Source organism: Sphaerisporangium perillae, from assembly GCF_023276435.1.
GTDB lineage: Bacteria > Actinomycetota > Actinomycetes > Streptosporangiales > Streptosporangiaceae > Sphaerisporangium > Sphaerisporangium perillae.
Window position 1 is genome coordinate 35,363 of record NZ_JALLPO010000020.1, and the last position, 13,016, is coordinate 48,378.

The following is a 13,016-nucleotide window of genomic DNA, read 5'->3' on the forward strand; positions in this document are numbered from 1 at the left end:
ACTCCTCCTTCACGTACGTGGTCAGAGACTTCGTGCGGTGATGATCAGAGTCAGCGGATTCGCCGAGGCGTTGGAAACCTCATGCAAGTCCTGGACGCGGAGCCCGGCCCTGGCCAGCAGACTCGGCCAGGCTGAGACGGCCGGCTCCCAGCGCTGGATTGGGAGTCGGTTGCCAAAGGGCAGGATGAGCGTGTCGCGCATGAGCCGACCGCGACGGTCGGGATGGGGAACGCTGAAAGCAAGCAGGCCTCTGGGCCTCAGCGTGTCGGTGATTGCGGGAAGCAGGAGGTCAGGCGGAGTGAGCCCGACGGCGCCGAAGACCGAGTAGCACGCATCGAACTTCATTTCCGTTTTGGTGAGGAACTCCACGGCGTCGCCTGCCGTGAAGGCGACTCCGGGCAGATGTCCGTACCGTGCGCGTGCCCGCGCTATCTGGCCACGTGCGATATCGACGCCCATAACGCGGGCACCGCGGTATGCGACAAGGTGTGCCAGGTGGTGCCCTGCACCGCAGCCGAGCTCGACCACCGTGGCGCCCCCAAGGTCTCCGAGGATCTCCGCACCGGGTCCGTCGCTCATATGCTGGGTCCAGTGCATGCGCCCTGGCGCTGGGCTCGGGGTCGGCGTCTCGAAGTCTTGGCGTTGTCGGGCGTGTTCGTCCCATGCCGCGCGGTTCATGGGGCAAGCAGGTGGATTGCTTCGCTGAGGTGACGGCGGACGGTCCGGAGGTAGGCGGGGTCGGTAGTGGGGTCGGCGATCCAGTGAACCGCCTGATCCATGAACCATTCGACGATCCAGACGCGGTGCCATCCCAGTGCCCATGCCTCAGGGCTCAGCCCACCCCGCGACACCCGGGCCTCGGAAGGGCCACCCGACGCCAGGTAGGACTCGATCAGCCCGCCCACCCTGGCTGGATCCGCGGCGTCGATGGTGCCGGGCCAGGAGGCCAGGTCGAGCAGGCCGGGACCGTTGAAGGCACGAGCGAAGTCCAGCAACCGCCACCCCTTCTCGCCGATATGGAGCGAGGACGGGTGAAATTCCGAATGGCAGAGGCCGTACGGCGGCAGCTCGGCACCCTCCGACCGAGCCGGTGCCGCCTTCTCCGCCGCGTGCAGCATGTCGGCGATATCGGTCGCATCGGTCCACCGGCCGACCTGCTGCAGGTAGGCCAGATGCGTCAGCGCCCGCGCAGGCAGAAGTCGCAGTCTGGCCACCTTGAGATTGATCGCGATGATCTCCGACGGGCGGACGGCGTGCAGTCGCACCGCGGCGATGGCCGCGTCTTCGTCGGCGGCTTCGCGGACGGGCTGGCCGAGGTCCTCCATGACCATGCCCAGGGTCTCATCGAAGACAGCTGATCCGTACAAGGCGGGGACGGGAACGCCGTATGCGGCAGCGAGTTGGAGCGCCTGGTCCTCGGCGGTGAATGGCTCGGCTGCGTATTTGAAGATGGCGGTGCTGCCGTCGGGGAAGCGCAGGCGCTCCACGGCCGACAGCGACCAGGCACGCATCGGTTCGCGGACCGGCTGGCCGGTGAAGGCCGACTTCGCGCACAGTTCGGCGCAGAGCCGGGTGACGGTCGCCTCATCCACAGAGGTCTCCTTGCGATCAGTCAGGCCTGTACGACTCCCGCTGAGCGATAGCCGTACAGGCAACGGGTTTCAGAGGACGCGGCAGGCGTAGACCTGGGCGATCCACTCCTCGCGGAAGCGGGTCAGCTCGGTGCGGAAGTTGTCCATGGATGCGCCGTACGGCACGCAGGCGCCGCCGGACTGGTCGGGTACGGACTGACACCCGTGAACCAGGCGTCCTCCGAGCGCGGCGTGCGCCTTGATGGACTCGATCCGCCGATACTCGTTGAACCAGGTGCCGTGGTAGACCTCGTCGAGCATCCCGCCATCCGCGTCGTCGAGGTCGAAGACGACCGATGTCGCCGCGGGGAAGAACCAGCAGGGCCCGACGTTTGAGATGTGCCCATTGAGCTCAACCTTGTTGAGAGCCATGAACGTAGCGGCCTCGCGGAGCATACGCAGGTGGTCGGGGGTCACCTGCGGGAGGCCGAGGCTGGGCAGGTGCTCCGCGCGGAACAGATAGCTGTAGACGTTCCAGGCCGTGACGAGGACCTGTCCAGCGTCGGAGGTGGAGATGCCGTGTGTCTTCACGAAGTCGAGAGCCAGCTGCTCGACGGCGGTCTCCGTGGTCTCGTCCGTCGAAAGGAGGTCTTGCTGAACGAGCGGCCAGTCGCACAGTAGCCAGGAGTGCGACTCGAAGCGGAAGAAGTACTTGGCGGCGTCGATGGCGACTCTGGTGCCGTCGACCGTGATACCGGGCAGACGGTTCCAGCGTGGGTCGAGAGGCTCCGGCAGGTCCGTACTGATGGCCTGGGATGGCGGGGCAGTGATGGTCATGGGTCACGCTCCACTGAGGCGAATCGTTGACGCCCCATAGCGTCCCTGTCCTGCGTCGGGGCTACTGCCACAATCTGTGGCAGCCTCTATGTCACCCGCGCCCAGGCGGCGAAGGCCAGGAGGGACTCGCGAGAGGCCCTTTGCAATCGCAGCATGGTGGTCAGCATTTCGCGCACATGCCGGTGTTCACGGGTGTGCTGTGGCGCGATTCGGCGTGCGAACTGTAGCGACGCGAAAGCATCGTCGCGTCGTCCTGTCCACAGCTGAGCGCGCGCCAGGTCGATGTAGTAGTGAGAGCGGCGTTCCCGTGGAAGGTCGTCAGGCGGTGCCCAGGCCCCTACCGTACGGATGGCTCGCTCGCCGTCGCCGAGTTCGGTGGACACGGACACCTCGTGAATCCGCACGGATGACGTGCCGAACGCGGTGCCGTTGTAGACGCCTTCACGGACCATCAGTGCCACTTTCCCGGCCTCGCGCAGGTGATCCCACGCGGTCTCCCGCATGCCTGCTCGGCCGGCGACGACGGCTGCCCGCATGTGCAGGGCTCCGTAGGCCGCGGCTGCTTCCTCTGACCTCGCCGGCCTCAGCCGTGCCGCGGCCTGGTCGAGTACGCGTAGTGCGGGCTCCAGATGGTTGTCTGCGAAGAAGATCTCGGTCCTGACGTAGGCCGCGGTGGCGGCGACGGTCTCGTCACCGCTCTGGTCGGCGGCCCAGCGCATCAGTTCTATGGCGCGTGCGGAGAGGTCAAGGTAGCCGTACTTGAATGCCACTCCGTCGGCGGCGCGGCACGCCAACGCGAGCAGCGTCGCTATGCGTTCCCGATCGCCGACGACCTGCGTGTGCAGCGCCCGGGCGAGATCTTGCATCAGCCCGGGAATCACGCGGGCCAGCTGGATGTACTGGGCTCCGAGCCGCCACGCGATCGCCCTGCCGACCGCCGCCTCCAGTTCCGCCAGTGATCGACTCGGCCCATCAGCAGGCAGATCGAACAGGGCGATGGCCCGCCGGATGTCCGGGATGGCCGCGTGCACTTGACTGTCCGTGAGGGCCGACGTTCCGGACAGATGCGCGGGATCGACGTCCAAGGCGTGGGCGATGGCGGCAAGGACCTCAGGACTGGCACGCCGAGACCCTTGCTCTATCTTGCGCAGCAGACTGATCGATATGTTCGCCGCTGTGGCCAACTGGGCCTGGCTCATCCGGCGACCGGCACGTACGGCCGCTATCCGCTTGGCGTAATCGGGGAGGGACATGTCGGCTCCGCTCCGTGACCTCGGTCAGACCGTACCGCTCGATGCGTCTCCCGTAAGGGCGGATCACTGTAACCGGGAGAGAAGCGCGGGAAGCTCCGTCAGAGAGCTGATCCTCCAGTCGGCCGTGTCGTGGACCGCAGGATCATCGGCCCACAGATGTCCCCACGGGCCTCGCCGAATGAAGGCGGTTCGCAGACCGGCAGCCTTGGCAGGGACGATGTCGTTGTCGCGGTGGTCGCCCACGTAGACGATTTCGTCGGGCTCACCTGGAGCCATCTCGATGACGCGGGCGAAGAATCGGGGGTCCGGCTTCGCCACCCCCCACTCGGCAGACGTCGCGATCTGGTCCACAGGGAGTTCGAGGTCCCGCAGCAACTCGGCCGCCCGGGCGGTCTGGTTACCCGCGATCCCTACCCACAGGCCCGCCTGGCGCAGTGTGGCCAAGGCCGGGCGGGAATCCGGATAGAGATCCTCCTCGTCGATGCGTTCGCCCTGCCCGGCTTCCTCACGAAGAGTGCGCTCGCGATGCAGGTCGAACCCCGGACGGAAGTACGTGAAGGTCTCGGCGTTGTCCCGGCCCTCGGCGGTGACCGCGCCGAGCACCGCCGAGAAGGTGTGCCTGGGTACTCCGATCCAGTCTGCCCACGCGCCGAACTCCCGGCTGTCGTCCAGCAGCGTCTCACCGACGTCGAACACCACAGACACGATCACATCGACAACTTACGCTTCCGGGCATTGCCGCTGAAGCGCTCATTCGCGGGCTCGGCCGAAGCCGAAAGGGTCGGCGGCTTTCGCGAGTGTCGGCTCCCCGGGAGGCGACACTTTGCCATCATCTCCTCCGGGCATTCCGACCCGTTCGGCCTCAGGTGACGAGAGCAGGCAGCGGACCTGCTTGCCGATGGGCGTGAGAGCGACGTCCCAGCCTGGGGCCAGGGCGTCCAGCAGCCACAGGCCGCGGCCGGACTCGGCGTTCGGATCGTCGGGGGCTGTTCCCGACCGTACGGGAAGGCGAGCCGGGTTCGGGTCGTGCACCTTGACCCAGATCCCCTTGACGTCCTGCTCGACCTCGACGACGACCGGGGCCCAGTGCCCGCACGCCCGCACGGCGTTCCCGATCAGCTCCGACGCGACCAACCGCGCCGACTCGGCCACTTCCATGTCGACTCCGGCCGCAGCCAAGATCTCCAGTGTCACCGCCCGTACAGCCTGGAGGTTCTGCTCACACACATTCATGTGCACCACGAACCCCCTCGCCCCCCGAGCCAGATAGAACCCCAAAGCAGCTTCCGTCCGCTCCGCCCGCATGGTGACTCCTCCTGATACGCACGTACGAGTCCGAGTACCGCCACTCGTAGTCGCGGATTGAAGTAGATCGCTTACGGGGCGTGACGGTGACTTGCCGTAGATGATGAAGGCTTTCCGGTCATGGGCGCAAGCTTTCTACCTAACTCGGTGTGAGAAGTCGGTGACTGGCTGGTTGCTGGAGTGCCAGACTGCGCTCATGCCCAACGCTCCTGTGGTGCCGACCGTTCGGCGACGACGCCTCGGCTCCACGCTGAGACGCCTCCGCAACGAGGCCGGCCTGACTCTGGACGAGGCGGCTGCCGCCATGGGCTGGAAGGCCCCGAAGATGTCCAAGATCGAGAACGCGTCCGCGACCATCCGGCCTGCGGAGGTTGTCGCCCTGCTCAAGGTGTACGGCGTGAGCGATCGGGAAGTCTTCGATGCTCTAGGGAACCTGGCCAAGGACGCCGGCAAGAAGGGCTGGTGGCAGACCTACAGTGGGGTCGTCTCCTCCGCCTACGCGGACTACATCTCCCTGGAATCGGACGCCGAGCGGATCTGCGAGTGGTCGCCCTTGCTCATCCCCGGCCTGCTGCAGACTGCGGCGTACGCGCGGGAAAACATCGCAGGCATCACCCACTTCCGTAGTCCGGAGGAGGTCGCCGCTCTCGTGGAGGTTCGCCAAGCTCGCCAGGCCGTTCTCAGCCGTCCGGGCAACGCAGTGGAACTCTGGGCGATCATCCACGAGGCCGCCCTGCACCAACGCTTCGCCATCCGCCCGGCCACAATGCGCGAGCAGCTTCGCCGCCTGCTTGATGCCGCTGAGCTGCCAAATGTGACAGTTCAGATCATGCCGTTGGACTCCACGGCACACCCGGGCATCTTGGGAGGTTTCAGCCTAGTCACCTTCCCGAGACCCATCCCTGACCTCGTGTTGTTTGAGAACCTCAGCGGCGCGACCTACGTTGAAGGCGGCGACACGACAACCTTCGCAAAAGCCGTTGAACGCATACGCGCCTCCGCGCTATCAGTGGAGGACTCCCTCGCACGTATCGCACAGCTGGAAGAAGGTAGCAAGACGTGGACGGACCCAAGGCGGAGCTCTACGCGTACGACCTCTCCGCCGCCACCTGGCGCAAGTCCTCCGCCAGCGGCGCCGAACACAACTGCGTCCAGATCGCCAACCTCCCTGGCGGCGCCAAGGCCGTACGAGACTCCAAGAACCCCAACCGCGGCCCACTCCGGTTCACCGTCTCGGAATGGGCCACCTTCCGTCAGGGCCTTCTCGACGGAGAGCTCTGACGATTAACGCAAGCTTGTTCACCTTGCATTGAGGTCCGTTACCCGGCGATAGCAGCGCGGCGGAACAGGTCGGCGGGCATCTCCTCGTCAAGTTGCCAGGTCACGGCCATGGGTCTCTCTCCCCTGTGTTCCACGTACCGAGCCGTGCCGTGGAAGACGAACGGCTCGGGGTGCCGGTTCTCATCCTCTTTACGTTCCCGCGTGAACAGCAGCACGTGGCTGCCGTCTCGTTCATGGTGCTGATAGCGGAGCCCAGTGGTCGACAGTGCGCTCGTGCGGTGTTGGGATTCCCAGTGGAAGAGGCTTGGGGTGAGCGCGAAGTCCCGGTACATGGTCTGTGGTGAGAACTCCTTTTCATTTTTGTGCAAGGTGACGAGGAGCGCATCACACTTCGTGGTCGGGATCCAGGCGACGCCTTCCCTCATCGTCGATGGTACGGAGCCACCCAATGTCGCCCACCCAAGAGCCGCAAGGATCTCGTCGCCCGAGTACCTGGCGTTTACTGCGAGGGGTACTTGCCCCAACGGCTCGGGGAGAGGTTTGGCTACGTGTCGGGGACGCTCCGTGCCATAGCTGATCACTTGCCGGATCTCTTCGCACAGTGTGGATTCTGCACGCAGTCGCGCGAGAGCTTCGTCGTAGGAACTGAAGCCTCCGCCGTCACGCCAGAAAGAGAAAAACAGCATGCGAGCGAAGGCCTGCCCAGTAGGCGAGCACTGGTCATATGGGGGGCCATCGGCCTGGAGTAGCCGCGCATAGGCCTCGGCTCGGCGCTGGTCGTCCACGTGAAGCAGTGCTCGCACGCGACGTCCAAGCGTCTCCTCCATAGGGGAGGCATCTCCGTCGATAAGCCCCGTACGGCGCAGTAGCCAGGTCCAGTAGCGACGGTTGCGATACACGTCGCGGATGTCGCGCCCGGTGGTTTCGAGATAGCCAATAAGGGATGTTTCTGCGTAGGAGCGGATTTCCTGAGTAAGTGTGGTGACAGTTGCGCTGAGATGGACCTTAAGCTCGGCGAGCAGGCGGTCCTTGGTGACCCGATCAAGGACGACCTGGCATCCTGACGGTAGTAGGGGAAAGTCTTCCTTTGCCTGACCTTCCAGCCGCCCCCGAGCAAACCCGGTCAGCGCCTGGTACCGGTTGCCGAACCGGTACTCCTTGCGGTGCTGGCCGACGAAGTCGAGGACTGTCAGCACGTCTTTGTCGGGTGTACGGCGGAGCCCACGACCAAGCTGCTGGAGGAATACAGTCGCGCTCTCGGTTGGGCGCAACAGGAGCAGCGTGTTGACATCTGGTACGTCCAGGCCCTCGTTGAACAGGTCCACCGCGAATAGGAACGTGACCGTCCCATCGCGCAGGGCGCGCAACGCCGCCTTACGTTCGGCATCATCGGTGGAGCCGTCTACGGCTAACGATTTCAGGCCGGCGCTCGTAAAGAAGTTGGCCATGAAGTGCGCATGGGCTACCGAGACGCAGAAGCCTAGCCCGCGGACCGCCGCCAGGTCGCTGGTCTTGTCCAGCAGCGCGTTGAACACTAGCCGAGCGCGGGTGGTGTTGCCTGTGAACACGTCGTCGAGCGCACGGCTGTCATACGAACCCCGAGACCACTTGACCTCACTGAGATCGGTCTCGTCGTTGATCCCGAAGTAGTGGAAGGGGCAGAGCAAGTCGGCGTCGAGTGCGTCCCATAGTCGGAGTTCGGAGGCGATGCGCCGGTCGAAAAACTCATCTTGAACCCAGATGCCGTCGGCCCGCTCGGGGGTAGCGGTGAGCCCGAGCAACTCCTTTGGCTTGAGATGGTCGATGATCTGCCGGTAGGTGCGGGCGGCAGCATGGTGGAACTCATCGATGACCACGACGTCGAAATGGTCGGGGGTGAAAGTCTCGACGCCACGGGAGTTGAGTGACTGCACCGAGGTGAAGACGTGCCGCCAATGCCTGGACCGCTCGTCCCCAACGTGCAGCTCGCCGAAGTCGGGTACTGCTAACACTTGCCGGTAGGTGCCCAGTGCCTGTGCCAGGATCTCTCTGCGGTGCGCGACAAACAGCAGGGAGGGCTGGCGGCCGAGTTGTTGTTGCAAGTTGCGGTAGTCGAAGGCGGCAACCACCGTCTTTCCGGTCCCGGTTGCGGCCACCAGTAGGTTGTGGTGCCGGTCGTGCACGGTCCGCTCGACGTCGAGGTCTTCCAGCATTTCTCGCTGGTGCGGGAAAGGATGCGGGACCAGCGCGGGAATGTCGAAGAGCCGCTGACCGGCCTTCGAACGGGACAACGCCTCGTCGAGCCGTTCCCCGTCGGACGCTGGGTCGTACGGCTCGAACTGTGGCCGGTTCCAGTAAGAGTCGAAAGTGCCCTCGAACTTGTCGAGCAGCCGCGGGGCGGTCACTGACGACAGGCGGACGTTCCACTCCAGGCCATCGAGTAGAGCGGCGCGCGACAGGTTAGAGCTTCCAATGTAGGCGGTGTCGAATCCGGTGTGGCGGCGCAGCAGCCAGGCTTTGGCGTGTAGGCGAGTGGAGTTCTGTTCATAGCTGATTCGAACCTCGGCGCCGAAGTCGCGTACCAGTCGGTCCAGCGCGCGCCGCTCGGTCGCACCCATGTAGGTGGTCGTGATGACGCGCAACAAGGCACCACGGCGCCGCAGCTCAGCGAGCGGCTGCTCCAGGATGCGCAAGCCAGACCATTTGACGAACGCGCACAGCAGGTCCACCCGATCGGCGCTGGCCAGTTCGGTCGCGAGTTCGTGGGCCAGGTTCGGGTCCTCACGGGCATTCGTGAGGAGCGCCGCCTGCGACAGCGCGGTCAACGGTCGCTTGGGAGGGGTCGAGCCAGGCGCGTTCTTGATGATCGAAAGCAGCCTGTTGGGACCGTCCTCGATCGCCTCGGGGTCGGCCAATTGCTGGAGAACCCGATTTGCCAACTCGACCTGCTCGTCGGGACTCTTCAGCGCGGCCAGCGCCCGGCCCGCGGCCTCACCGATGAACCGGCCGAGCAGGTGCGCGACCTCTTCCTCATCGACCTGCGAGACTTCGACACCATAGCCCGAGGCACGCCAGCCCTCCGCGCGTCGCGCGAGCTGACGAGTGAGCACCGAGTCGTACAAGCCCAGAACGGGTTCGTTGTCCACAGGCAGCCGCCTCCTATCGACGAATCCGAGGAGGCAATCTCCTTGATCGACGATTAGGGTAGCTTCTCCCCAACCGTGATCAAAAGTCCAGCCCTTTAGCGGTGGGGAAGAGCCTATTGCCGAAAAGGCCTGCAGATGTCAGTGGAGTTGCACAGCGGCTCGCAGAAGTTCCGGTCCGCCAGGTTGACCATTCCGGGGCCGAACGCGTCCACAAGGTCGTCGGCCAGGGGTTGCTCCCCGGTTCCATAGGGGCCGATCGCCGCCGCGCGTGCCCATCGGGTCGCACACGTGACTAGGGTGACCACTCGGGCATGCGGGTTGTTTCCGCCGGTAGGAACGGCGAACTGCTCCGCGCACGAGCCGATCGATGGCAGCGCCATCGTGGTTCCGTCGATGGCGGTGACCACCAGCCAGAACGCGTATGCGCCGGAGATGTCAGCGCTCATCTGCGGTTCCATCGCGGCGGCCTGGCCGAACAACTCGCTCAGCGGGGCCTTACGCAGCCGAGTCTTGGCCGAAGAGAACGCCCCCGGTGGGCACCGTGGCGGCGGGGAAACGCGGAGGAAGCTGGGCGAAGGTCCGCGCGAGCACCGCGTCGTAGCCTTACCCGCTGTACAGGCAGCAGTTCAGCACAGCCGCCAACGTCACCTCGCCGGGCAGGTCCCGCCGCCGCTGATCGACATACCCGGCTGCCTCCAGTGCCGCGATCACCTGCTCTGCGCTGACCAGGCGGCCCAGCAGCGACGGCCACCGATGTCCGCATTCGTTCCCATTTCGGCCGCCGGCCCGGCGGCGATCAACTCGCGCAGCGACCGCCGGACTTCCTCACCGCGTCGGCGGACACGTTCGGCGGAATGGTGGACGCCGTGGACGAGACGAGCGCGGGCATGTCAGACTGCGACAACGAAGCTCCTGGATCGACGTTGGATCTCGACAATCCCCGTCCTACAGGAGCTTCTACGTTGCAGGCGGCGACCCACACGATCTTGCTGAGGGTCCAGTCCCGCATGTCGTCCTTGACTTGCTTGATGACGACCTGGTCGGAGGCGTTGCCGGGCCAGCACCAGCAGCGGACCGGGATCCCGTCCCGGGTGACGGCCATACCGATCACGATCTGCGGGAGATCGTCGCGGGATTCCTTGGACTTGCCGTGGGTGCGAAACCCGGCCGGATCCACCCCCTCAGGCGCCTGCTGCCCGTCGGGCAGCACCTCGCCCCGCTCGGTGCGCCCGACCCCTCCAACTCGAAGTAGGTGGAGGTGGTGTCGAAGAACAGCAGGTCGACCTCGAGGTTCAACAGGTTGGCGACCTGGTCGAACACCTGCTTCTCCAGATCGTCGCGGACCTCGTGCAACCAGTCCATCGCCCGGTAGCAAGCCTGCTCGCCGATCTCGGCAAGGCCCTGGATGTGTACGGTTCGTCGATGCGCTGGCCAAGCAGTGGGGTATCACCCGGCGGCGTGGGGACGGCATGGCGGTGTGGTTCGGCGTCGACGAGAAGCTGCCCGAGGCATGGCTGGACCTGCGGCTCGCTGACGAGAGCTGAACCAGGAGGCTGCGGTATGTCCCACCTCAGCGACAGGGACCGCCAGGCGCTCCGTCTGGCGTCCGAACTTCGTCAACGCATGCACGACTGGCTGGGGCGACGCGGGATTCCCACGTCCCTGTTCGTCTCGCCCTTCGTCGATCGGGCCGGCCAGCAAGCGTCCTGATCCGAATGAACGCTCATGTCGCTCTAACGATGATCCTCGGTTTCGAGGAGCAGCAACAGATGCAGCATTCCCGCGTGCCACCCGACGTTCCGACCTGGCCGCCGCGCAACGGGCGCTCATGATGTCGATAGACACCATAAACCGCTGCCGAGGTGATCAAGAAGGTCTGTGGGCCGAGAACCACGCCACCCAGTACGGCGAGTTACGGGATCAGAGGCGGCGGGGCCGTTGCTTGGCCGCGTCAAAGGATGCCGGCGAGATCGGCTGTGATCAGCCTGTGCGGAGCAGGTGGCGTAGGGCTCGCGCGGAGGGTGTGCCCGGGTCCGCGGTGATGAAGACGACCTGCTGGTCATCGCCGGGGACGGTGAGCACATCGCAGTTCAGGCGCACCCGGCCCACCTGCGGATGGGTGAGCGTCTTGGTGCGGTGACCGGGGGCGTGCACCGGGTTGGCGTCCCAGATCTCGACGAACTCCTTGCTATCGGTGTGCAGTTCCGCCAGCAGGCGGGTGAGTGCCCCGTCGTGGGGATAGCGGTCGGCGGAGCGGCGCAGCCGGGAGACCACGATGTGGGCGAACTCCTCGGCGCTCGAGCTCTCGTGAAGACGGCCAAGGCGCAGGAACCGCCGGCGGGCCAGGTTTGGTTCCGTGCTGAGATCGCCGCCCAGCAGGGCGTTCGCGAGGGGGTTCCAGGCGATGACGTCGTAGGTGGCGTCGGTGACGATGGCCGCCGTGTCGGGAATGCGGCGCAGCAGGTCCGCGACGTGCGGGCGCACATGCCGCACCGGGCCGGCGGGCGGTGTCGGATTGGTGCCGGCCAGCTGGAAGAGGTGGATTCGCTCGGCCGGGGTGAGCCGGAGTGCACCGGTGAGGGCGTCCAGGATCCGCGGCGACGGGCGCGGGCCACGAGATTGTTCGAGGCGGGCGTAGTAGTCGACGGACATGTGCGCGAGCACGGCGACCTCTTCCCGGCGCAGTCCGGGGGTTCGGCGGTGCCGGTCGGTGGGCAGCCCGACGTCGGCGGGGCGCAGGTTCTCCCGCCGATCGCGTAGGAAACGGGCCAGCTCCTGCCTCGCCATGGGCGCCTCCTTCCGGCTGCCAGGGATCGGGTGTCCCTGGATCGGCCCAGGTCAATACGGAATTGTCGACGCTATGAACGGTTCCACAGCACCAAACGATTCCACTGCGCTGGTCACCGGTGCCAACAAGGGCATCGGCAAGGAGATCGCGCGGCAGCTCGCCGCGGCAGGGATGACCGTCTACGTCGGCTCCCGCGACGCCGGACGGGGAGCACGGGCCGTCGAGGAGATCGGCGGCGACGCCCGGCTGCTGGTCCTCGACGTCACCGACGGCAGGAGCATCGCCGACGCCGCGCGCCAGGTCGACCGCCTGGGCATTCTGGTCAACAACGCCGGCATCATGGTGGACAGCGGTTCGGCGATCGAGGCCGACATCGACAGCTTCCGCCGCACATACGAGACGAACCTCTTCGGGGTCCTCGCGGTCACCAACGCGTTCCTGCCCGCGCTGCGCCGCTCCACCCGGCCCCGTATCGTGAACGTCTCCAGCGGGACCGGATCGCTGACCTGGAGCGCAGACCCGGAGCACCAGTTCGCGCTGGCAGCCGGCTCCAGCGCCGCCTACCGCTCATCCAAGTCGGCCGTCAACGCGGTGACCCTTTTCTACGCCCAGGCGCTCGCCGCCGAGGGGTTCAAGGTGAATGCCCTGGCCCCGGGTCTGCGGAAGACGGACCTCAATGCCCGCGCCACCGCCAGCGACGGAGATCCGGCCGAGGCCGCGGCCGGGGTCGTCAGACTGGCCCTCCTGCCGGACGACGGCCCCACCGGCCAGTTCTTCTCCTGGGACGGAACCGCCGTGCCGTGGTAGGGGCCCTTGCCAGGGCGTAGTGCAGCCCGGTATCGCCGGGAGTTCACGT

The 13,016-nt window shown here is 65.9% G+C and carries 12 protein-coding genes and 2 pseudogenes; 3 read left to right on the forward strand and 11 right to left on the reverse strand.

The genetic code is table 11. From position 1 onward, the window contains the following. Positions 1–21: 21 nt before the first annotated feature. The 6 genes from MYF83_RS20365 to MYF83_RS20390 form a co-directional block, all read right to left on the reverse strand. Entirely contained in the window at positions 22–786 is a 765-nt protein-coding gene (locus MYF83_RS20365; RefSeq protein WP_308201479.1) for a class I SAM-dependent methyltransferase, read from the reverse strand. Continuing rightward, positions 675–1,592 (reverse strand): phosphotransferase family protein, encoded by a 918-nt coding sequence (locus tag MYF83_RS20370; protein WP_248962075.1) that lies wholly within the window; start codon positions 1,590–1,592, stop codon positions 675–677. Before MYF83_RS20370 ends, MYF83_RS20365 begins: the two co-directional genes overlap by 112 nt. Positions 1,593–1,661: 69 nt before the next feature. After that, a complete protein-coding gene (locus tag MYF83_RS20375; RefSeq protein ID WP_248962078.1) occupies positions 1,662–2,408 on the reverse strand; it encodes a hypothetical protein in 747 nt (248 codons plus the stop codon). A gap of 86 nt (positions 2,409–2,494) precedes the next feature. Continuing rightward, positions 2,495–3,661, reverse strand: a complete 1,167-nt coding sequence (locus MYF83_RS20380) for a helix-turn-helix domain-containing protein (protein ID WP_248962080.1) — start codon at positions 3,659–3,661, stop codon at positions 2,495–2,497. A gap of 63 nt (positions 3,662–3,724) precedes the next feature. Further along, the gene (locus MYF83_RS20385) at positions 3,725–4,372 is read right to left on the reverse strand and encodes an HAD family hydrolase (RefSeq protein ID WP_248962082.1); all 648 of its coding nucleotides are present in this window, start codon (positions 4,370–4,372) and stop codon (positions 3,725–3,727) included. A gap of 39 nt (positions 4,373–4,411) precedes the next feature. Then, positions 4,412–4,894, reverse strand: coding sequence for an ATP-binding protein (locus MYF83_RS20390; RefSeq protein WP_248962216.1), 483 nt, complete (start codon positions 4,892–4,894; stop codon positions 4,412–4,414). A gap of 268 nt (positions 4,895–5,162) precedes the next feature. On the opposite strand from MYF83_RS20390, the pseudogene MYF83_RS44360 reads away from it, so the two are divergent. Together MYF83_RS44360 and MYF83_RS20395 are read left to right on the forward strand one after the other, a co-directional pair. Beyond that, positions 5,163–5,990: pseudogene (locus MYF83_RS44360) on the forward strand (helix-turn-helix domain-containing protein); the annotation flags it as partial. A gap of 35 nt (positions 5,991–6,025) precedes the next feature. Beyond that, positions 6,026–6,247, forward strand: coding sequence for a DUF397 domain-containing protein (locus tag MYF83_RS20395; RefSeq protein ID WP_248962083.1), 222 nt, complete (start codon positions 6,026–6,028; stop codon positions 6,245–6,247). Positions 6,248–6,285: 38 nt separating this feature from the next. Here the strand turns inward: MYF83_RS20395 and MYF83_RS20400 are convergent, their stop codons facing one another. The 5 genes and pseudogenes from MYF83_RS20400 to MYF83_RS20420 form a co-directional block, all read right to left on the reverse strand. Further along, a complete protein-coding gene (locus MYF83_RS20400) occupies positions 6,286–9,372 on the reverse strand; it encodes a DEAD/DEAH box helicase (protein WP_248962084.1) in 3,087 nt (1,028 codons plus the stop codon). A gap of 113 nt (positions 9,373–9,485) precedes the next feature. After that, on the reverse strand, positions 9,486–9,818 hold the full coding sequence (locus tag MYF83_RS20405; protein WP_248962085.1) for a hypothetical protein: 333 nt from the start codon (positions 9,816–9,818) through the stop codon (positions 9,486–9,488). A 157-nt stretch (positions 9,819–9,975) separates the two neighbouring features. Next, positions 9,976–10,113: a transposase domain-containing protein gene (locus MYF83_RS44365; RefSeq protein ID WP_372500205.1), complete on the reverse strand. Its 138-nt coding sequence runs from the start codon at positions 10,111–10,113 to the stop codon at positions 9,976–9,978. Between the two features lie 229 nt (positions 10,114–10,342). Further along, positions 10,343–10,791 (reverse strand): annotated as a pseudogene (locus MYF83_RS44790) (IS1634 family transposase); the annotation flags it as partial. Positions 10,792–11,352: 561 nt separating this feature from the next. Next, positions 11,353–12,159: a helix-turn-helix transcriptional regulator gene (locus MYF83_RS20420; protein ID WP_248962090.1), complete on the reverse strand. Its 807-nt coding sequence runs from the start codon at positions 12,157–12,159 to the stop codon at positions 11,353–11,355. A 73-nt stretch (positions 12,160–12,232) separates the two neighbouring features. Between MYF83_RS20420 and MYF83_RS20425 the strand changes: the two genes are divergently transcribed. Further along, positions 12,233–12,967, forward strand: coding sequence for an SDR family oxidoreductase (locus MYF83_RS20425; protein WP_248962093.1), 735 nt, complete (start codon positions 12,233–12,235; stop codon positions 12,965–12,967). The last annotated feature ends 49 nt before the right edge of the window (positions 12,968–13,016 follow it).

Excerpts from the sequence above, each read along its gene's own strand:
- MYF83_RS20365 (WP_308201479.1), bottom strand. The coding sequence starts at position 786 with ATGGTTCATGGATCAGGCGGTTCACTGGATCGCCGACCCCACTACCGA.
- MYF83_RS20375 (WP_248962078.1), bottom strand. The coding sequence starts at position 2,408 with ATGACCATCACTGCCCCGCCATCCCAGGCCATCAGTACGGACCTGCCG.
- MYF83_RS20380 (WP_248962080.1), bottom strand. The coding sequence starts at position 3,661 with ATGTCCCTCCCCGATTACGCCAAGCGGATAGCGGCCGTACGTGCCGGT.
- MYF83_RS20390 (WP_248962216.1), bottom strand. The coding sequence starts at position 4,894 with ATGAATGTGTGTGAGCAGAACCTCCAGGCTGTACGGGCGGTGACACTG.
- MYF83_RS20405 (WP_248962085.1), bottom strand. The coding sequence starts at position 9,818 with ATGAGCGCTGACATCTCCGGCGCATACGCGTTCTGGCTGGTGGTCACC.
- MYF83_RS20420 (WP_248962090.1), bottom strand. The coding sequence starts at position 12,159 with ATGGCGAGGCAGGAGCTGGCCCGTTTCCTACGCGATCGGCGGGAGAAC.
- MYF83_RS20425 (WP_248962093.1), top strand. The coding sequence starts at position 12,233 with ATGAACGGTTCCACAGCACCAAACGATTCCACTGCGCTGGTCACCGGT.